16 protein-coding genes and 1 other annotated feature are annotated in these 20180 nt (G+C 48.8%); of the genes, 8 read left to right on the top strand and 8 right to left on the bottom strand.

Annotation, left to right across the window (positions count from 1 at the left end):
• Positions 1-80: 80 nt before the first annotated feature.
• Positions 81-2426: a helicase-related protein gene (locus MTO69_RS05580; protein ID WP_248331891.1), complete on the bottom strand. Its 2346-nt coding sequence runs from the start codon at positions 2424-2426 to the stop codon at positions 81-83.
• 156 nt (positions 2427-2582) lie between these two features.
• Between MTO69_RS05580 and MTO69_RS05575 the strand changes: the two genes are divergently transcribed.
• The 3 genes from MTO69_RS05575 to MTO69_RS05565 all read left to right on the top strand — a co-directional run bounded on the left by MTO69_RS05575 (position 2583) and on the right by MTO69_RS05565 (position 5448).
• Positions 2583-4271, top strand: a complete 1689-nt coding sequence (locus tag MTO69_RS05575; RefSeq protein WP_248331889.1) for an NAD-dependent malic enzyme — start codon at positions 2583-2585, stop codon at positions 4269-4271.
• 110 nt (positions 4272-4381) lie between these two features.
• The gene (locus MTO69_RS05570) at positions 4382-4702 is read left to right on the top strand and encodes a DUF3392 domain-containing protein (RefSeq protein ID WP_248331888.1); all 321 of its coding nucleotides are present in this window, start codon (positions 4382-4384) and stop codon (positions 4700-4702) included.
• Complete coding sequence (locus MTO69_RS05565) at positions 4675-5448, top strand: SanA/YdcF family protein (RefSeq protein ID WP_248331886.1); 774 nt, start codon at positions 4675-4677, stop codon at positions 5446-5448. Before MTO69_RS05570 ends, MTO69_RS05565 begins: the two co-directional genes overlap by 28 nt.
• Here the strand turns inward: MTO69_RS05565 and MTO69_RS05560 are convergent.
• The gene (locus MTO69_RS05560; RefSeq protein ID WP_248331884.1) at positions 5429-6736 is read right to left on the bottom strand and encodes a GGDEF domain-containing protein; all 1308 of its coding nucleotides are present in this window, start codon (positions 6734-6736) and stop codon (positions 5429-5431) included. The genes MTO69_RS05565 and MTO69_RS05560 overlap by 20 nt on opposite strands.
• 288 nt (positions 6737-7024) lie before the next feature.
• Here MTO69_RS05560 and MTO69_RS05555 point away from each other — a divergent pair, with 288 nt between their 5' ends.
• Complete coding sequence (locus MTO69_RS05555) at positions 7025-7849, top strand: DUF2797 domain-containing protein (RefSeq protein ID WP_248331882.1); 825 nt, start codon at positions 7025-7027, stop codon at positions 7847-7849.
• Between the two features lie 49 nt (positions 7850-7898).
• Here the strand turns inward: MTO69_RS05555 and MTO69_RS05550 are convergent, their stop codons facing one another.
• Both MTO69_RS05550 and MTO69_RS05545 read right to left on the bottom strand, forming a co-directional pair.
• Positions 7899-9134, bottom strand: a complete 1236-nt coding sequence (locus MTO69_RS05550; protein WP_248331880.1) for a cysteine desulfurase-like protein — start codon at positions 9132-9134, stop codon at positions 7899-7901.
• Positions 9118-9774, bottom strand: a complete 657-nt coding sequence (locus MTO69_RS05545) for a 2OG-Fe dioxygenase family protein (protein ID WP_248334423.1) — start codon at positions 9772-9774, stop codon at positions 9118-9120. The genes MTO69_RS05550 and MTO69_RS05545 overlap by 17 nt, the downstream gene beginning before the upstream one ends.
• Before the next feature lie 402 nt (positions 9775-10176).
• On the opposite strand from MTO69_RS05545, the gene trxB reads away from it, so the two are divergent.
• The 3 genes from trxB (at position 10177) to cydC (ending at position 14753) form a co-directional block, all read left to right on the top strand.
• On the top strand, positions 10177-11139 hold the full coding sequence (trxB, locus tag MTO69_RS05540; protein WP_248331878.1) for a thioredoxin-disulfide reductase: 963 nt from the start codon (positions 10177-10179) through the stop codon (positions 11137-11139).
• A gap of 112 nt (positions 11140-11251) precedes the next feature.
• Positions 11252-13039, top strand: coding sequence for a heme ABC transporter permease/ATP-binding protein CydD (gene cydD / locus MTO69_RS05535; RefSeq protein ID WP_248331876.1), 1788 nt, complete (start codon positions 11252-11254; stop codon positions 13037-13039).
• A complete protein-coding gene (cydC, locus tag MTO69_RS05530) occupies positions 13032-14753 on the top strand; it encodes a heme ABC transporter ATP-binding protein/permease CydC (protein ID WP_248331874.1) in 1722 nt (573 codons plus the stop codon). Before cydD ends, cydC begins: the two co-directional genes overlap by 8 nt.
• Positions 14754-14801: 48 nt before the next feature.
• Here the strand turns inward: cydC and MTO69_RS05525 are convergent, their stop codons facing one another.
• The 4 genes from MTO69_RS05525 to rnm all read right to left on the bottom strand — a co-directional run bounded on the left by MTO69_RS05525 (position 14802) and on the right by rnm (position 19885).
• A complete protein-coding gene (locus tag MTO69_RS05525) occupies positions 14802-17081 on the bottom strand; it encodes a bifunctional diguanylate cyclase/phosphodiesterase (RefSeq protein ID WP_248331872.1) in 2280 nt (759 codons plus the stop codon).
• A 238-nt stretch (positions 17082-17319) separates the two neighbouring features.
• Positions 17320-18255: a 23S rRNA pseudouridine(2605) synthase RluB gene (rluB, locus tag MTO69_RS05520; RefSeq protein ID WP_248331870.1), complete on the bottom strand. Its 936-nt coding sequence runs from the start codon at positions 18253-18255 to the stop codon at positions 17320-17322.
• A 106-nt stretch (positions 18256-18361) separates the two neighbouring features.
• Positions 18362-18982, bottom strand: a complete 621-nt coding sequence (locus MTO69_RS05515; RefSeq protein WP_248331868.1) for an L-threonylcarbamoyladenylate synthase — start codon at positions 18980-18982, stop codon at positions 18362-18364.
• Between the two features lie 36 nt (positions 18983-19018).
• A complete protein-coding gene (rnm, locus tag MTO69_RS05510) occupies positions 19019-19885 on the bottom strand; it encodes an RNase RNM (protein WP_248331866.1) in 867 nt (288 codons plus the stop codon).
• An 84-nt stretch (positions 19886-19969) separates the two neighbouring features.
• Between rnm and MTO69_RS05505 the strand changes: the two genes are divergently transcribed.
• Entirely contained in the window at positions 19970-20095 is a 126-nt protein-coding gene (locus MTO69_RS05505) for a Trp operon leader peptide (RefSeq protein ID WP_248331864.1), read from the top strand.
• Positions 20042-20144 (top strand) — a sequence feature (Trp leader region). (Overlaps the previous gene by 54 nt.)
• The last annotated feature ends 36 nt before the right edge of the window (positions 20145-20180 follow it).

Below are 20180 nucleotides of genomic sequence, written 5' to 3'. Positions count from 1 at the left end.
AAGTAACAAAATCCGTACATCACTGAGATATAAGTAACCGGTTGCTTAATATTTCATTTATCGAATAATATACTTTTACCTTAGCGCACATCGACGATTCTACTGGCTTTCTTGTATTGAACCCGCCAGCCCTGCCATTTCGGTAACTCCCAACGTTTGGGATCCCCCTTACGCAGCCCGTCACGATACACCACATACACCCGCTTTTTATCCAACTGATACTCAACGTCGACATTGAGGTCGCCCAACGCTAGTTCAAATGGATATTGCTCGGCGAACTCCTGATATTGCCACTCAGGAATCCCTGAAAAAGCAAAATCCTCTGCGTCAAACAGCGCTAGCTCTTCAATCTCGTTGACGCCCAACATGCTCAGTTGCTGGGCAAACCATTTTTCAAACGTGAGAGAAGAGATATCACTATCAGCCTGCGCAAAGCCCAGACCGCAATAGAGCTTCCAGTGCTCAATTTCTTGACGGCGGCGCTTGGCAAAGCCCGGTAACCTCTCCTCAGAGACAACAGCTTGCACCATAGGTTCGATGGCCAACTCCCCTGTTGCCGGCTCATAGCGCGTTGCTACCTGACGCCCAGCATAGACCAGATGACGCTCGACCAAGGTTTGCTCTTCTTGATGAATGACTTGGCCTTGCTGCCATTCCCCCAAGTTCATCTCTTCGAGCAATGAGAGTCGCAGTGGCACTGTGACAGTGGCAAGATTGAGCGTTTGTTTGACCCCTCTCCCTGGCACACTGTGGGTATCGAGCACCAGCACGGCCTCCTGATTGGCTTTGATGCGGCTATCTCGTGCCAAAAGCACTTCCATCTCACCATTGGCAAACGCTTCACGTCGTTTCTCACGCCTAACAAACACCAGCTCAGGATGCAGTTTTGCTATCGCTTCGCCTAGCTGCTCGGCCAGATAACGAGACGCGACACTGAGCTCAGGCAGCTCAAAGGCTTGCCTCATTTGTTCAGCCAGAAGCCGCGCTTCTCTGAGTACCTCAGGATCTACGTTGATTGCAGAAAACTCTTTTCCGCGCAGCAAACCAATCGCAAGTTGCGCATCACAACCAAAAGGCTCCTGCTGCGCTAACAGGAGTTGCGCTTGCTCATCACCACTCAGTCGATATAAATTGGCGGGCGTGGCCAGCACCGCAGTCAGATCCAACATCGCCTCTTGTAAAGGGCGCGTGGGCATTCTGGTGACCAAGTCAGCGTACAAGGCATCAATAGGGAGCGGATACAGTCTCTGGCCGTGTTCTGTCGCTAGCCCCTGGCTATCAATCGCATTCATGGCGCGCAGTATTTGCTCTGCTTGTCCTAGAGTCTTGTCTGGCAAGGCATCGAGAAAACTCAGTTGAGTCAGCGCCGTCCCGCAACATGCGGAGGCCAACATAGCTTCGGTCAACGACTCACGATGCATTTCCGGCGGTGTTAGCTCTGAAAGGGCGGCAAATTCGCCGTATAAGCGGACACACTCACCTTGCATGACGCGACCCGCTCGACCCGCTCGTTGTTTCGCGCTCGCTTTGGAAATATGTTTGAGGCTTAACGTCGTGCGTCCGTTGCGCTGCTCAGTTCTGCGCTCGAGGCCCGAATCAATCACTGCGCTGATATTGGGTATGGTCAGCGAGGTTTCCGCAACATTGGTCGCAAGAACCACCTTTTTGTAACTTTGTGGCTTGAGGGCAATTTCTCTTTGTTGATCCGTTACAGAGGCATGCAAAGGCACTGCCACCCTATCGCTTAGATCAGATAGTCGACTTTGGCACTGGCTGATCTCTTTACGACCGGGAAGAAACACCAAAATATCTCCGGGCGTATCGGCCAATGCGACAACTTCACGCATCACACGTTCGTCGAGGAGACGTGAATCCGGCAGTTGCTTGGCGTCTTTAGCACGATAGCGAAGCGTGACAGCAAACTGCCGCCCGCTGGCACTGAGTCGCTGCGCACCCAAATATCGGGCAAGTCGCTCACCTTCCATAGTGGCCGATGTCACGATAAGGCGCTGCGCTGCGCGATCTTTCAGTAAGGCAACCAATAAGTCGGTATCCCAGCGGCGTTCGTGAAACTCATCGACGACAATACAATCGAAGTCGGCCAGTTGGTTATCCGCATACCAGCGCAGCGCCACACCAGGTGTCACAAACACCACGCTGGTATTGTCATCAAAATGACTTTCAAGCTTTATTGCGTAGCCAATAGATTGCCCGACTCGCTCTCCCGCTTGCTGCGCCAAAAATTGCGCCAGTGATGTGCAAGCAATTCTTCTTGGTTCAATCACCAATACCCGACCTTTTTCAGCCGCCCAAAGCGGTAATCGAGTTGATTTTCCTGAGCCGGTTTCGGCTTCTACCACTAAATCATGCTGGGAAATCCATTGGTCAAATTGAGGCTTAAGTGTATCGATGGGAAGAGAGGACATAAGGTTAGAGCGCTTGCTGTCAAAACAGTAAATTATATACCTAATACAATCCATAATGGAGGAATATTCAGTTTACAATGCGACTACGAATCCCTATCATTTTTAGGTCCCTGTTCCCGATGGTCTGTTGACCCAAAACCCTACTATAGGCAAGCAATGAATAACGATAAACGCCCTCTTTATATTCCCTATGCAGGCCCTGCACTGCTCAGTACTCCTCTGCTTAACAAAGGCAGTGCGTTTTCTGCTCAAGAGCGTCGCTCTTTCAATCTAGAAGGCCTACTGCCCGAGAACACGGAAACCATTCAAGAGCAGGTCGAGCGCGCTTACATGCAGTATCGCAACTTTGAAAGCGATATGGACAAACACATCTATCTGCGCAACATCCAAGACACCAACGAAACCTTGTTTTACCGTTTGGTGCAAAACCATATCTCAGAGATGATGCCTATCATCTATACCCCGACGGTTGGCGCAGCGTGTGAAAACTTTTCCAACATCTACCGACGTGGACGCGGCTTATTTGTCTCTTATGCCAATCGTGACCGCATCGATGACATCCTTAACAATGCATCCAACCACAATGTCAAAGTCATCGTTGTTACTGACGGTGAACGTATTCTTGGCCTCGGTGACCAAGGTATCGGTGGTATGGGTATTCCAATTGGTAAACTGGCACTGTACACCGCTTGTGGTGGTATTAGCCCAGCCTACACGCTACCTATCGTTCTGGATGTGGGCACCAACAATCCACAGCGACTTGCCGACCCAATGTACATGGGCTGGCGTCACCCACGCATTACAGGCGCAGAGTACGATGCGTTTGTAGAAGAATTTATGCAAGCGGTGCAGCGTCGCTGGCCAGACGCGCTAATCCAGTTCGAAGATTTTGCACAGAAGAATGCGATGCCGCTGCTTGAGCGCTACAAAGACCGTGTTTGCTGCTTCAACGATGACATTCAGGGTACAGCCGCTGTCACGGTTGGCTCACTGCTTGCTGCATGTCAGGCCGCTGGAAGCAAGCTCTCTGAGCAGCGCGTGACTTTCTTAGGTGCAGGCTCGGCAGGTTGTGGCATCGCAGAAGCCATCATCGCTCAAATGGTGTCCGAGGGGATCAGCGATAGCCAAGCGCGCTCTCAAGTGTTCATGGTCGACCGCTGGGGCTTACTACAGGAAGGCATGCCAAATCTACTCGACTTCCAGCAGCGTCTGGTGCAAAAGCACAAAGACACCGCTGATTGGCAAGCAGAAGGCAACGGCTTCTCACTGCTCGATGTCATGCGTAACGCTAAACCAACAGTATTGGTTGGCGTTTCTGGCGCTCCTGGCCTATTCAGTGAAGAAGTGATCAAAGAGATGCACTCACACTGCCCGCGACCGATTGTGTTCCCACTATCGAACCCAACCAGCCGTGTCGAGGCGACGCCAAATGACATCATTCGTTGGACCAACGGTGAAGCGCTTGTGGCCACCGGTAGCCCGTTTGATCCTGTGATTCACGACGGTAAAACCTACCCTATCGCACAGTGTAACAACAGCTACATCTTCCCTGGTATCGGCCTAGGGGTGCTGGCGGTACAAGCGAAACGTGTCACTGATGAGATGCTGATGGAATCGAGTCGTGCTCTGGCTACCTGTTCACCACTAGCAATCAACGGTCAAGGCCCACTGCTACCGCCATTAGAAGCGATTCACTCAGTATCGAAGAAGATCGCGTTCGCCGTGGCTAAAAAAGCGATTGAGCAAGGCGTAGCACTGGAGATTCCGGATGAAGCTCTCGAGGAAGCCATCGACGCCTCGTTCTGGCAACCGGTCTACCGCCGCTATAAACGCACTGCATTCTAATCGATTAAAAACCCAGCCATGCTGGGTTTTTTGTTATTGTTTAGCGCTAGACAGCGTGCCACCGCTTCATGGTATCCTTGCACAGTTTTCAGATAACTGTTTAATCAATAATGGAATATTTACATACACTGGGCACCTACCTCTACCCTTACTTGAGTGAGATTTCAACAGCACTTATCGCGTGTTTTCTGGTGATGGCAGGCAGTGAGATCAATGCCATGGTGCGAAGATGGCTCAGAAACTACAACTTTGTTCTAAGAACCTTAGCTTTCATCTTGATTAATGCGTTCGGTTACGGCTTGATCATAATTAAAGTAACGCCCTATCTGGCCCGCACGCTACGAGGGTTAGAAACTGGCGTAATGTTCGCTATCGTCTTGTCTTGCTTTATTATTATTGGTCTTTGGGCACAGAGGAACCGTCAAATCTAGTGCGAAAACTATTCCATCGTGAAACACACACTCAATCCTTGTTGAGAAAAGGACTGCGTCGACTCCTGTTTTGGCTGCCCGCGACCGTGTTACTTGTCGCGCTGGGGCTGTTTGCCATCGACCGCTGGGTATCTGTTCAAGCTCGTCAGCAACTCTTCATACAAGCGGAGCAAGTCGAGCCTGTTAATGTCGCCGTAGTGCTGGGAACAAGTAAGTACCTAGGAAAAGTACTCAATGAGTACTATGTCAATCGTATCGATGCGGCTATCTCCCTGTATCAGCAAGGCAAAGTGAGCCATTTTCTCCTTAGTGGTGATAATGCCCATCGCTCATACAATGAGCCGTGGACCATGAAGCGAGATCTGTTAGCCGATGGTGTGCCTGAAGAGCGAATCTTTCTCGATTATGCTGGTTTTCGCACCTTAGATTCGGTGGTTCGCGCCAAAGAGATTTTTGATACCGATAATTTTTTGATCATCTCACAGAAATTTCATTGTGAACGGGCACTGTTTATCGCCAACTCACACCGAATTAACGCCAAGTGTTTCGCCGTCCCTGGTCCATCGCGTCATTCGGGCATGAAAGTGCGACTGCGTGAAGTATTTGCACGAGCTAAAGCGGTATTGGATATCTACATTACCAACGCAAAACCCAAGTTCCTTGGCCCCAAAGAACCGATTGCCATCGAAGCGCCGCAGCAAGAGGGGCCACTAGAGCCGCTCGACATCACTGAGGATCAGCGCTAACCGCTACTTGGTTGCGTCCACGACGCTTGGCCAAATAGAGGGCCTCGTCGGCTCGAGTTATCATTTCATTGACACGTTCATTGCCTTTCACCGCAACACCAATGCTGGTGGTAAGCGGATCGCCATGCACCCAGATGTGCGCTTCTATACGATGGCGAATCTTTTCTGCCAACTGCGTCGCTTGTTCTAAATCGAAGCCTGGACAGAAAACAACGAACTCCTCCCCGCCCCAACGCACTAAACGCTGTGATGTCTCTAAGGTGCTGAGTACCACCATAGTAAACTCTCTTAGAATGTCGTCGCCCATCTTATGCCCATAGACATCATTGACTTGCTTAAAGTGGTCAATATCGAGGTACAGCACCGCAAGAGATTGCTCAGAGGACGAGTGGGTAAAGTGCTCATCCAGCCATTCACGGATTGAGTGGCGATTCATCGCTCCGGTCAGCGCATCTCGATTAGCCAGCTCGGCAAAATGAATATTCTGCTCTTGTAGTTCTCGATTGAGGCGGCGAAGGTGAGTTTGACGAGATTGGGCCAAAGAGACCATCTGATGGCTGCGGCGTATCTCCATCACACTGTACACCAGTGCCAACGACACCCAGAAAATCAGCAATCCCAGCATCAGTGACTCACCTTCTATATAGTTACCGATGAGTTCGATGCTATACACCGTGAGTCGGTAGTCCCCAACGTTTTCTCCCGAACCTGTCGCCAGCTCGAGTAAACTGACATTCGTGAACTCAGGGGCAGAGTGTTCGATAGCAATATCGTTATCTACCAACCACCAAGTCAACACTTGTAAGTTGGCCAACGGAATATCTATCGCTCCTTGAGATACGCCCGGCGTGTACTCTAAGCCATTGTATTTGAGCGTGTATTCGCTTTCTATGTTTGAGTAGACCGGGTTGAAGTTGCGCAAGTATACCCTCAGACCAGGGTCTTTTTGGCTATCTAAGCGCACAAAGTCGAGATTCAATCTTAGGGTATGGAAGTTGTTCAAATTAACGCCGTGAGCCAAGCTTTCACCCAACTGAATAGAAATCCCACAGTAGGGCCATTGATACGCGTCCGTCTTTACCAACTGACACTCCAATTGCAGAGCATCGTTTAACTCCGTTAATTGCGATGAGCTTGAGCCCCCTTGCACTTGGTCATTAGTGGCGAGAAACGCGTAGTGGTCTGGTTCAATCTTTAGTACCTGACCATCATCGCGTACCCAATAGATTTGAACCAGAAACAATGTCAGTAGCACTAGCAGAAAAATAATTTTGTGAATCGTTTTCAATCGCTGCCCCAAAAAATCTCGCCGAGCCTAATAATTAGTTTGAATATAATAATGGACATTTATATGACTTTAGTTCCATTTTAGCTCAAACGAAATCTGAGGATTAGAATAAATATTAGAGGTGACTCATAAAAGCTGTTGTTTACCCGTTACAAGTAACGTCGCAAGCGGATTCCGACTTGTTGTCACTGCGCTATGGTTTGTTTTTCTTAGATGGTTAAACGCAAAGTTGTTACAATCAACCCAACAACAAATCGGCTATCGACCGAACAACATAAGAGCAAAGTCATGTCTGTAATCGCTAAAGGTACGCTAGATAAAATGCGTGCGACATTGGATGCCAACGTCATCTATCAACTTCCAGTCGGAGAGCAATCTGTCGACCTCACATCTTTTATCGGTCAATCACTCACTTTGACCCACACCGGCAACATTTTTTGCAGCTCATGTGGCAAGAAAACCAAGAAGAGTTACTCACAAGGACACTGTTTTGTTTGTATGAAGAAACTCGCCAGTTGCGACATGTGTATTATGAAGCCGGAAACTTGCCACTATGACCAAGGCACCTGTCGCGAGCCGCAGTGGGGCGAAGAGAACTGTATGGTTGACCACTATGTCTATCTATCTAACACATCGAGCTTAAAAGTGGGTATTACTCGTCACTCTCAAATCCCAACACGTTGGATTGACCAAGGGGCCACGCAAGGCTTGCCGATCTTCAAAGTCAAAACTCGCCATATTTCCGGGTTAATTGAAGTCGAGTTGGCGAAACATATTGCCGACAAAACCAATTGGCGCACGTTACTAAAAGGCGATGGCGAACCTATCGACTTAGCAGCGCGTTTTGCTGAATTGCTGCCGCTGGTGAGCGATAAGATTGAGCAAATTAGACAAGAATTTGGCCAAGATGCGATCGAAGTACTCAACGCGGACACAGTTTCGATTCAGTATCCGGTACAGCAGCACCCAACTAAGATCACCTCGCACAACTTTGACAAAAACCCGCAAGTAACCGGCGTATTGCAGGGAATTAAAGGTCAGTACATGATCTTTGATACTGGGGTTATCAACATTCGTAAGTTCACATCTTACGAAGTTGAAGTGAGCGCATAAAATGGAAAGGACCTCAATCGAGGTCCTTTTTCGTTGTTAGGTCAGAGTATTACTGAGCCAAAATGGCCTTCAGTTCATCAAATAAGATATCCACTTCATCCAATGTGTTGTAGTGCATAAAGCCGATTCGAACCACACCACCTGATTGCTCGAGTTTCAGTTGGCGAACTAAACCTAACGCATAGAAGTGGCCATTCCAGACACAGATGTTGCGCTCGCCTAAGCGGCGCGCCACCTCTTCAGGGGAATGATGATCAAACGTCAGTGCAAACGTCGGTGTGCGCTGCGCGACGTCAGCCTCCGTTTTACCCAATAAGCGTACCCCATCGAGCTGCGACAATCGTGATAGGAATCGCTCACTGATGGCTGATTCATGTTGATTGTAACAACGATAGGACTCAACCAGTCGCTCACGCAATGAAGATTGACTTGATCCCCACTGTGCCAAGTATTTAACCGCGGCGACGACACCCGCTAAGCCTTCAAAACTTTGCGTCCCCGTTTCAAAACGACCAGGGCCGTTGTCGGTGGCCGGCTCGACTTTATACGGACGCAGCGTTTGCAACCACTTGGGCGCCACATAGGCGATGCCAACGTGCGGTCCGAAGAACTTGTACGCTGAGCAGGCGAGGAAATCACAGCCCAGTGCTTGTACATCGACCAAGTGATGAGGAGCATAATGCACCGCATCGACATACACCATAGCGCCAACTTGATGCGCAGCTTGAATCACGCGTTTGATGTCAACCACAGAGCCCGTGGTGTTGGAGGCATACGTCAGCGCCACCAGCTTAGTTTTGGCGTTGATCAATGACAGCAAGTGTTCCATGTCGAGACTGCAATCCTGCTCATCGACCCGAGCTTGATGAACAACTGCACCTTTGTCTTCAGCAGCTTGTTGCCAACTGGACACATTGGAATAGTGATCCAGTGCGGTCACAATCACTTCATCGCCCACCTGCCAATCTCGACTGATAGCTCGGCTAAGTTGGAACGTCAAAGAGGTCATGTTTGCGCCAAACACTATGTTGTCGCTCGATTCTGCATTCAACAGAGCGGCAGCGTGTTCGCGCGCTTGAGTCATTAACGCGGTCGTGTGCTGGCTAGAAAAATAGTGACCGCCTAAATTTGAGTTGAAGTAGCCAAGGTAGCCCTGCATCGCATCTAGCACTGATTGCGGTACTTGCGATCCCCCTGGCCCATCAAGAAACACCACCGGCAGATCATTATGGGTTTGGCCGAGCGCGCTAAATTGCGCTCGGGCTAAATTAGGAGTGAAGCTCATTCACAGCATCCTTCGCAGTCAGTACAAATACGTCCATATGGCCTTGCTCACCTTCAATCACTGAGCGGATTGGTTGAGCGTTGTGCCAAAGCTTGTTGTCCGCGAGCATCGCGACTTCGCCACTTTGCAACACCTTTCTAAAAAATGGCGCTTCGTTGAAGCTGTTGTAGAGCATGATATCGCCACCCTCAATGTTGTGACGCCCCATTCCTACTAGGGCGATGTGCTCAAAACCGTCTTGGTGCACGCCTTCTGGCGCCACTTGGGTTTCATCGTAGACAGCGGCAATGCGGATTTGGTGAATTTCGATCTCATGTCCATCGAAGAGATTATTGGAGGCCGCGAACAACTGACACATTTCACGCATCCCTTCGCTGTCTAGCGTCGACTGCTCTATAGGTTCAAACTGACGCACGACATTGCCTTGGAAGCGGTTGATGTCATCGGTCTGCATAAACTCATTCTTATTCAAATCAATGACTTTTCCATCTTTTAATGTCACCACCGAGTAACGACGTAAACGATACTGACCATCGGCATGCTCAGTGTGTGGCAACTTAGAAAAAGTTGGGGCTAGTTGAGCAATGGCATCGTCGCTAAGTTTGGTTAGCTGAAGTGTGGTTTCACGCTGATGTAACATCATCATCTCCTTAATGAATGTACATACCTACAAATAAATTAACATCTTGTTCACAATCATTATCTGCGCACTTATATCGCAAGATCAACTTTTTTTAGCATCTACATCTATCATAATTTACAAATCAACACATATAACTACATTGGGTTGATTTTATAGTTATACAGACCAAATTAAAGGTTGGTGACATAAAAATATCAGACAACTTCACTAGCGCGCTTTTTCTTCGCTATTGAATTCATAATGTTAACCGCGCCACCTTGGCTTCACTCCGTTGAACATCTGTTCTAATCTATAACCAATTATTACAGCTTTCTCCGATGCTAACTCTTTCAAAGCACGACTATATTCCCTACAATCGAGACAAAACACTCAGTAAGCGTCATCGCTAATGGAGCACAAATGAGCGACGTAAAACATAGCAACCTTCTTATTCTTGGCTCGGGCCCTGCGGGTTACACTGCCGCAGTTTATGCAGCTCGCGCCAACCTGAAACCCGTTCTTGTCACAGGAATGCAACAAGGCGGTCAATTGACCACTACCACAGAGGTGGAAAACTGGCCTGGCGATCCTGAAGGCTTAACCGGACCTGCGTTGATGGATCGGATGAAGGAGCATGCTGAACGTTTTGAGACCGAGATTTTGTTTGACCACATAAATCAGGTCGATTTCAGCCAACGTCCATTCCGTTTAAAAGGTGATAACGGCGAATACACTTGTGATGCATTAATCATCTCAACTGGCGCATCAGCCAAGTATCTAGGGTTAGAATCAGAAGAGGCGTTCAAAGGGCGCGGTGTGTCAGCTTGTGCAACCTGTGACGGCTTTTTCTATCGTAACCAGAAAGTCGCTGTCGTCGGTGGCGGTAACACCGCTGTCGAAGAAGCGCTTTATCTTTCCAATATTGCCTCTGAGGTTCACCTCATCCACCGTCGCGATAGCTTCCGCGCAGAGAAGATTTTGGTCAAACGCCTGATGGACAAAGTCGAAAGCGGCAACATCGTTTTGCACACTGATCGCACCCTAGAAGAGGTGGTTGGCGATGACATGGGCGTTACCGGTGTGCGCATTAAAGACACTCAATCAGACGCCATTGAGCAAGTCGATGTTATGGGTGTGTTTATCGCCATCGGTCATCAGCCGAATACTTCCATGTTTGAGGGTCAGTTAGAGATGAAAGATGGCTACATTGTGGTTCAATCTGGCCTCGAAGGTAATGCGACCCAAACCAGTGTACCTGGCATCTTTGCCGCTGGTGATGTGATGGATCATAACTATCGCCAAGCGATCACTTCTGCCGGCACTGGTTGTATGGCCGCATTGGATGCAGAGCGTTACCTAGACGCACTAGCAGACGCTAAATAATATTTTCCATTTTTAGCTCAAATCCTTACAGCCCTGCGGTATGCCCGCGGGGCTTTCTTTTGTATAATGCGCGACTCAAATTCGTAATAATAATTCTCATTAAGCCTTCACGATGGACAAAAAGAAACAACGCAGCTTGAATTTGTGGCTTAAACAGCAAAGTAAGCTCGCTAAACGCTGGCTTATGATTGCGGTAGGCCTTGGCGTACTCTCTAGCCTCTTTCTTCTGGCTCAAGCAGCTTTGCTGGCCACAATTTTGCACCAGTTAATCATTGAACAGGTCGACAAGTCGCAGTTAGTCATGCACTTTGTCGGTTTGGCCGTCGTCATCGCATTGCGCGCTTTGTGCTCTTGGGGCAGAGAAATCGCTGGCTATCGCTGTGGTGAACAAGTCCGTGTCTATATTCGTCAGCTTATCTTCGACAAACTGCGCGAGCTTGGGCCCGCATACATCAAAGGCAAACCCGCTGGCGCTTGGGCAACACTGTTGCTCGAACAAGTGGAAGACATGCAAGACTTTTTCGCTCGCTATTTGCCGCAGATGTCTCTGTCGGTGTTGATCCCGTTCGTGATTCTTATTGTGGTGTTCCCGGTTAACTGGGCTGCTGGCCTAATCTTCTTGCTGACCGCGCCTTTGGTTCCTTTGTTTATGGCTTTGGTTGGCATGAAAGCCGCCGACGCAAACCGCAAAAATTTCAAAGCCCTGCAACGCTTGTCTGGTCACTTTTATGACCGCTTGCAGGCAATGACCACCATTCGGCTTTTTGATCGCACTCAGGCAGAAACAGAAGTGATGCGTGGTGCCTCAGAGGTATTTCGCACGCGTACTATGGACGTGTTGAAAATAGCGTTTCTCTCTTCTGCGGTTCTCGAGTTCTTTACCTCTATTTCGATTGCGCTAACCGCCGTCTATTTTGGCTTCGCTTTTATCGGCGAACTCAATTTTGGTGACTACGGGCTAGGCGTTACGCTGTTTTCCGGCTTGTTCATTCTGGTATTGGCTCCAGAGTTTTATCAGCCGCTGCGCGACCTGGGTACCTTTTATCACGCTAAGCAACAAGCGGTGGGTGCTGCTGAAAGTATCGTTGATTTCCTAGAGACCGACGTTGCCACGGTAGGGAATGGTCAAGAGCCTCTGCCTGGCGAGCCATCGATTCGAATCGAGGCCAATGATCTGATGGTTTTATCTCCACAGGGCAAAACCTTGGTAGGGCCAATCAGCTTTACTCTGCATCCAACTCAAACCACTGCGCTCGTTGGGCCTAGTGGCGCTGGCAAAACCAGCTTAGTGAACGCGTTACTCGGATTTCTTCCCTACCAAGGGTCACTCAAGATTAATGGTGTCGAAAGGCGCGAGCTCGACCTAGATGATTGGCGACGCCATATCAGTTGGGTGGGGCAAAATCCGCTCCTCCTGCATGGGACCATTCGCGACAACGTGACGCTCGGTAAACCAAAGGTCGATGAACAGCAAATCCAACACGCTCTCAAAGAGTCCTTTGCTGCAGAGTTTGTTGACAAGCACGGCCTAGACTACACCATCAGTGACCGCTCTGGAGGCTTATCGGTTGGGCAAGCGCAACGTCTAGCCCTTGCTCGGGCCATGATTCAAGGTGGTCAATTCTGGTTACTGGATGAGCCGACCGCCAGCTTAGATGCTCGTAGCGAACAATTGGTGATGCAAGGGTTAGAACAGCAAATTGCTAACAAAACCGCATTGATGGTGACTCATCAACTCACGCCGCTGCAAAACGTCGACCAAATCTTGGTCATGCAAGATGGTCAGTTGGTACAACAAGGCAGCTTTGACTCACTGGCTCAACAAGAAGGCCTGTTCAAACATATGCTGGCATCCAGTCATGCCATCAATCAAGCTAATAAGGGGAATCTTGATGCGTGACCTTCTTCCCTACCTCAAACTTTACAAAAAACATTGGTTCGGGCTATCGCTCGGTATGTTGCTGGCGTTTCTTACTGTCGCCGCATCGATTGGGCTGCTCACGCTTTCTGGTTGGTTTTTATCAGCGGCTGCGGTGGCAGGTTTAACCATTGCCCGTGAGACCTTTAATTACATGCTGCCAGGCGCATTTGTGCGCGGTTTTGCAATGGGACGTACCGCTGGACGTTGGGGCGAGCGCGTAGTCAGCCACAACGCTACCTTTAAACTGCTCACCGACCTGCGTACCTTCTTTTTTGCCAAACTCGCTCCGCTTATCCCGGGTCGAGTATCCAATTTGCGCGATGCCGACCTACTCAATCGCTTGGTCGCCGACATCGATGCGATGGACCATGTATACCTGCGTCTAGTTAGCCCTATGGTAGTGGGGACACTGGGCATCCTTGGATTGACCGCTTTGGTTAGTTGGTTTGATCTCCAGTTGGGGTTGATACTGGGCGCTGTGTTGTTGGCGTTACTACTGACATGGCCAATCGTGTTTTACAAGCTTGGTAAAAACAACGGCCAAGATCTGACCCACAACCGCGCTCAGCTCAGAATTGCCACTCTGGATTGGTTGCAAGGTTACAGTGAATTGACGCTATTTGGCGCCGAAAAACGCTATCGTTATCTGATCTTCAACGCACAACAGCATCTGCTAAAAAATCAGCTTTTCAATGCGCACTTCTCGGGTCTGGCGCAAGCGCTGTTGCTACTCGCGAATGGCTGGACTCTGGTGCTGATGTTGTGGGTCGCGGCAGACGGTGTTGGTGGTAACCCACCGGATCCTATGGTGGCCCTAGTAGTCTTTGCCACCATGGCGAGTGTGGAACTGCTGATGCCTATCGCGGGTGCATTCCAACACTTAGGGCAGACACTGACCTCTGCCCGTCGACTCAATGAGATCACACTAGCGGAGCCTGAGGTCACTTTCCCAGCGCAAGATGTGGTGCACGATGCAAATTACACCATTGACTACCAGTCCGTATCGTTCAGCTACCCTGAAACAAACGCGCCGGTACTCAAACAAATAGACTTGCACATTCCTGCTCAGCATCGTGTTGCGATTGTTGGTCAAACTGGCTCAGGTAAATCGACCTTGATCCAGCTGCTCAATCGCTATTGGGACGTGGATCAAGGGCAAGTTCAAATAGCCGGTAAACCTTTGCAACAGTGGAGTGAATCTCAACTGCGCCAAGCGATCAGCGTCGTTAGCCAACGGGTCGATATTCTCAATGGTACCTTGCGCGATAATCTGTTGATGGCAAGCCCTCAAGCACAAGACCAAACCTTGGTTGAAATACTCACTAAGGTGGGTTTGGAGAAACTAGCCGATGATGACGGACTGGATGCTTGGCTAGGCGATGGCGGTCGACAGCTTTCTGGAGGCGAAAAACGTCGGATTGGTATTGCCCGCGCTCTGCTGCACAATGCGCCTATCCTGCTGCTGGACGAACCGACAGAAGGTCTGGACAAACAAACTGAGCAGCAAATAATGGCGCTGTTTGAGCAGCATTTTGTCGGAAAGACCGTGATCTTTATAACTCACCGTTTGGTGAACCTCGATCAGATGGACACTATTTGTCTTCTCGAGCAAGGGCAAGTGGTTGAGTGTGGTAGCCATCAGGCGTTGCTTGACAAGCAAGGTCGCTACTTCCAATTAACCCAGACCCTTTAACCCCCTAACCTTTAAACAAAAGACGTCGGTAACTATTGATTGCCGACGTCATACCGTTTGTTGCTGCTCTACAAAATCACACAGCGCATCCAAGCTCATTGGCTTGGCAAAGTGATAGCCTTGAAACATGTCGCAGCCTAGTTGGCGCAATACCGCCACTTCTTCTGCCGACTCTACCCCTTCCGCGACCGTTTTCATGTTTAATCGCTTAGCCAAACTGATCACGCCAGCCAGCATAGAATAAGATTTATCACTACTTAGCATGTCTGAAACAAAGCTTTTGTCTATCTTCACTTCACAGATGGGCAGGTGTTTTAGCAAGCTTAACGAAGAGTACCCGGTACCAAAGTCGTCCAGCGAGATTCGAATGGCGTGCTTTTTCAAATCATTAAGTAGCATTACCAACTTATCGACGTCTTCCGCAAACACACTCTCCGTGACTTCTAAGATCAGATTATGCGGATCAAATTGATGTTTGCTCAGCTCTGATTTTACCGTTTCAACAAAATCGTAATCCTGTAACTGTTTCACAGAGACGTTAATCGCCACATCCAACTGCGCACCGGTTTTCTCCGTTAACTGCGCCATATCTATGAGTGTTTGGCTTAAGATAAAATCGCCTAAAATAGGCATGTAACCACAGTTTTCCGCCACATGGATGAACTTGTCAGGCGGCACAAACCCAAGCTCTGTACTGTGCCAGCGAACCAAGGCTTCCACACCTTTTAACTCGCCTTGAGTATTAATTTGTGGCTGATAAGCCATCGACAGTTCACCACGCTGAATCGCCTGTTTCAGTTCCAGCTCAATGCGATGTTGCTCGATGTATTGCTCAAGGAAACGAGCTTGATAGAAAGTGAGCTTGCTGCGCGTCTGTTTGGCATAGTGCATCGCCAAGCCCACATTGCGTTTGACCGATTCAATGTCCCAATCGCACTCTTCACTGGTTGCAACACTGATGGTGCATTCAAGCGCAATCTCGGCACCACGATAGTAAAACGGCTCGATAAAGGTCTCACTGGCGCCTCGACATAGTTCCGTCAGTGCTTGCGGATCAGTCAGGTGAGTCACTATGGTAAATTCGTCACCGCCCGAGCGAAACAACCGTGCTTCCTCGGTGGCGAACTGGTGCAGGCGTTTGGCAATGCTTTTCAGCACCGCGTCCCCCGCCTGATTACCAAAGTTGTCGTTGACCAACTTAAAGCTGTCGACATTAAGCAGGATCATGCTGAAACTCTTACTGCGACTGAGCTCTGAGAGGTGATGCTCCAAACAGAATCGGTTGGCGATGCCAGTAAGATAGTCGTGGTTGGCTTGATAGCTCAACTCTTGCTGCTTGCGTCGCTCGTTATGTGCAATACTTCGAAACAGTAAGAACATAACGCTATTGGCAACGATGTATAAACCAACGATAACTGGTAACTTAGCAAGAAAACTGTCAATCACCATGCTTTTGTTAATTTCACTCACGACCCACAGTTTATAGCTATCAATATAGGTCGCCGCCCCGATTGTTTTGCGTTTAGGGTTTTCTAACTGATTAACCACTATGTCACTGTTCAACTTAATCTGCTCATAATCGAGGCCAGACTTTTTCTCGAGCCGCGCAACACTCAAATCCACTTCAGATTGACGCAGTTGGTAGCGATAGCTGTTCGCTTGATAGATCTTATCTTTAGGCGCAATCTGATAAAACCTATCTTCTTCGCGGTAAAGATAGATATCAAAGTCACTGCCAAAGCCTTGATCGCGGTAGGCGTAGAAGTATTCGAAACCTTCTTTCAACGAGACCAGAATCGACAACACAAACTTCGGATTACCGTTTTGGTCATACATTTGTTTACGAAACGGAATAATCAGTTCACCGAGAGTACTTTTATAATAGGTACGTCCAATGACGGTTTTATTGGTCTTCAACGTTTGCTGGAAGCTATCCCGTGTTTGTGGGCGATAAAGAGGGTTGTTTATACGACTCGCATTGTTCGACGTAGAGCTGGTGATGGGGCGACCATCAAGATGATACAGCTCCACCGCAAGAATTGACTTGTCCAAACTGACCGTCGAGTCAAGCAGTTGTCGCGTGTGCTCGGTGTCCGCTTCAACATCGAAACGCAGCAGGTCTGTTCCAACCAAGTTTAAGATAGTGCGGTATTGCGTGAGTGACGCGTCAAAAGCGTTGGCGGTCAACTTAGTTAAGTTAACTTGTGCGCTGGTCACATCTTGATAGGAGCTCTGATAAGACAGATAAGCGGCGACTGTAGACGCTAACGTCCAGACGAAAGTGATAAAGTAAAACGCTAGCCAAATATTTTTCTTGATGAAAGCCATTTAATGCGGGTGTCCCTACCTATCGCTGTATGAATCAAATTGTTTCATATCCGTCAATCAGTGCCTCCATTGCATGATTGTAGTGCGAAAACCGTAGCTTACCAATTTGGCCGATGAATGTTTTGCGCTACCTATCAATTTTATATCTTGTTCAACAAAGATGCGCCAACTCGAACAAAAAGCATAAAAAAAGCAGCGAGTTCATCGCTGCTTTTTGAAGCTTGTACCATTAGCAGAATTATCTCTGCTTACTTCTTGAGTTTTGTTGACCCGCGCTCTTGTTAGGCTTGCGGCGCGACGGGTTATTACTACGGCCACCACTGTTTACGCGCTCTTCATGGCGTTTCACCGCCCGGCGGATTTTCTGGCTACGTGAACGTTCACGCTTGCGTGATGAGTTCGCTTTGCTTTCGTCCAATAAGGTTTGTTTTTCAGGGCGCAACTCGACCAACTCGCGCAAGTAGTTGACCTCTTTAAGCGTAAGCTCCATCCAACCACCGCGTGGTAGTTTTTTGTCTAGATAGATATCCCCGTAGCGAACACGCTTCAAACGGCTCACTGTGGTATCTTGAGACTCCCACAAACGACGAACTTCACGGTTACGACCTTCATTGATCGCCACATAGAAGGTGTGGTTCATGCCATCACCACCCGCATAAACGACGTCTTCAAAACGCGCCATGCCGTCTTCTAGCTCTACACCGCGAACCAAGTTCTTCACTTTCTGTTCAGTCACTTCGCCAAACACGCGTACCAGATACTCACGTTCGACTTGACGACTTGGGTGCATCAGTCGGTTCGCTAGCTCACCATCAGTGGTAAACAGCAACAAGCCAGAGGTGTTAGCATCCAGACGGCCGACGGAAATCCAGCGCGAGCCTCGGATCTTAGGCAGACGGTCAAATACAGTGCGACGACCTTCTGGGTCATGACGAGTACACAGTTCGCCTTCCGGCTTGTAGTACGCCAGTACTCGACAGATCACCTCTTCCTGCGCTTTGGCAGAAACCACATGACCATCGATACGTACGACTGCATTTTCATCTTCTAGTCGTTCACCAAGCTTAGCCACAACACCGTTAACACTCACGCGACCCGCTTTAATCAAAGCTTCTAGTTCGCGTCGAGAGCCATGACCAGCTCGAGCCAATACTTTCTGTAGTTTTTCGTTCATTTATCTACCTATGTGTCGTCTTCTCAGACGTCGAATAAACAAGTGCGACCCAAAATCGCGGCCGCACATTATCGCAAAAAGTGTGGAGAAAATCACGAACTTTCGCTTACTCGAAAGGAGTCGGATCGCCTTGACCAATGCGCGCAATCACAGGGTCTCCATCGCTGAAATCGACCACTGTGGTCGGCTGCTCACCCAGATACCCACCGTTGAGAATACAATCCACCGCATGTTCCAGTTTGTCGCGAATATCTTCCGGATCTGACTCCGTTACTTGACTGCCTGGCAAAATGAGCGAGGTCGACATCAACGGCTCACCCAGTGCCTCGAGTAAATCGAGAGCAATTCGATTGTCAGGGACACGAATCCCGATGGTTTTACGCTTGCTGTTCATCAAACGGCGCGGCACCTCTTTAGTGCCTTTAAAAATGAAGGTGTAAGGGCCTGGCGTATTATTTTTCAATAGACGAAACGCCACGTTATCAACGCGCGCGTAAAGAGAAAGCTCCGACAAGTCACGGCATAACAAAGTAAAGTTATGTTTATCGTCAAGTCGGCGAATCTGGCAGATGCGTTCCAACGCTTGCTTGTTTTCAAGCTGGCAACCAAGGGCGTAGCCTGAGTCGGTGGGATAAACGACCACCCCACCGTTACGAATGATTGCCACAGCCTGACTGATCAAGCGAGCCTGGGGGTTTTCTGGATGAACGTAAAAAAACTGGCTCATTGTCATTCCTCATTATCGAGTCTCACGACTCTATAGTTAAATGGTATTGATGGAGTCCGATGTACAAGGCTCAATACCCCAATCTTTCCATACCGGTTCGACACCTGCTGGTAACCACAAATTTCTTCCTAGCTCCATCCAAGGTGACGGATAATGAAAGTCACTGCCTTGAGAGGCTAATAGTTTGTATTGTATAGCATAATCGGCCAAGTTGCGTCTTTCTTGTTGCCCTTGTTGTGGCTGCGCAACTTCCATTGCATCCCCACCCGCTTCGGCAAAAGCACTGAGCAAACGTTTGATCCACTTAGCGGTAAGGTCGTAGCGTCCTGGATGGGCCAATACGGCTTGTCCTCCAGCCGCATGAATCGCATCAATCGCATCGTCAATAGAGCACCAAGTAGGGGGAACATAACCTGGGTTATTGCGAGTTAAGTACTTTTTAAACACCTGCTGCATGGTCTTAGCGTAGCCGTTATCAACTAACCATTTGGCAAAGTGTGCCCGTGTGATGGGTGCCTCTCCAGCAATCTGTTTTACCTCGTCCAGCACCCCTTCACGAGTAGCCTTTTGTAATCGGTGAGCAATGAGCTCAGCCCGAGACACACGATGCTGCTTTTGTTGCTCAATCAATTGTTGCAATGCAGCTGAATCTGGGTCGACGTTAAGTCCAACAATATGGATGTCTTTGTTGTTCCACACCGTCGAGATTTCAATGCCATTAATTAGGGTAATCGGTAGCTGATTGTCGCGAATGTATTGATGCGCTCGGGGTAAGCCATCGACACTATCATGATCGGTGATCGCCAGCACCTCGAGGTTAAAACTCAGCGCACGGTCAATCAGCGCCTCGGGGGAGAGTCGGCCATCAGAAGCTGTGGTATGGCTGTGTAAATCAATTCGCATAATTTTAGTTTTTTTAGTTGACTTTTTACCCCTGCACTAGTTAACTAGTACACAAATACGAAGTACCTGAATGTAAGGCTCACTATGTTACAAGACATTAACCAAGTGCATAAAGTAAAAGTTGTTGCTCATGACGCAAATCATGCAGCAGCAAACCTTGCTTGGTGGCGCACTTGGACAAGTTCTTGGTGGGCTAACGTGTACTTTTAATGACTAGAATTCATGTTTAAAAGCCCGCTGCTCAAGCGGGCTTTTTTGTTTTGCAGGCTTCCTCACACCTCGTTGATTAAACAAT

Source organism: Vibrio sinaloensis (assembly GCF_023195835.1).
Taxonomy (GTDB): Bacteria; Pseudomonadota; Gammaproteobacteria; order Enterobacterales; family Vibrionaceae; genus Vibrio; species Vibrio sinaloensis_C.
Note: the sequence above shows the minus strand (reverse complement) of the source record. Positions and strands in the feature narration are given on the sequence as shown.

Bases quoted from the DNA above. Each gene is read 5' to 3' on its own strand.
- MTO69_RS05580 (WP_248331891.1), bottom strand. From the start codon at position 2,426: ATGTCCTCTCTTCCCATCGATACACTTAAGCCTCAATTTGACCAATGG.
- MTO69_RS05575 (WP_248331889.1), top strand. From the start codon at position 2,583: ATGAATAACGATAAACGCCCTCTTTATATTCCCTATGCAGGCCCTGCA.
- MTO69_RS05570 (WP_248331888.1), top strand. From the start codon at position 4,382: ATGGAATATTTACATACACTGGGCACCTACCTCTACCCTTACTTGAGT.
- MTO69_RS05555 (WP_248331882.1), top strand. From the start codon at position 7,025: ATGTCTGTAATCGCTAAAGGTACGCTAGATAAAATGCGTGCGACATTG.
- MTO69_RS05550 (WP_248331880.1), bottom strand. From the start codon at position 9,134: ATGAGCTTCACTCCTAATTTAGCCCGAGCGCAATTTAGCGCGCTCGGC.
- MTO69_RS05545 (WP_248334423.1), bottom strand. From the start codon at position 9,774: ATGTTACATCAGCGTGAAACCACACTTCAGCTAACCAAACTTAGCGAC.
- trxB (WP_248331878.1), top strand. From the start codon at position 10,177: ATGAGCGACGTAAAACATAGCAACCTTCTTATTCTTGGCTCGGGCCCT.
- cydD (WP_248331876.1), top strand. From the start codon at position 11,252: ATGGACAAAAAGAAACAACGCAGCTTGAATTTGTGGCTTAAACAGCAA.
- cydC (WP_248331874.1), top strand. From the start codon at position 13,032: ATGCGTGACCTTCTTCCCTACCTCAAACTTTACAAAAAACATTGGTTC.
- MTO69_RS05525 (WP_248331872.1), bottom strand. From the start codon at position 17,081: ATGGCTTTCATCAAGAAAAATATTTGGCTAGCGTTTTACTTTATCACT.
- rluB (WP_248331870.1), bottom strand. From the start codon at position 18,255: ATGAACGAAAAACTACAGAAAGTATTGGCTCGAGCTGGTCATGGCTCT.
- MTO69_RS05515 (WP_248331868.1), bottom strand. From the start codon at position 18,982: ATGAGCCAGTTTTTTTACGTTCATCCAGAAAACCCCCAGGCTCGCTTG.
- rnm (WP_248331866.1), bottom strand. From the start codon at position 19,885: ATGCGAATTGATTTACACAGCCATACCACAGCTTCTGATGGCCGACTC.
- MTO69_RS05505 (WP_248331864.1), top strand. From the start codon at position 19,970: ATGTTACAAGACATTAACCAAGTGCATAAAGTAAAAGTTGTTGCTCAT.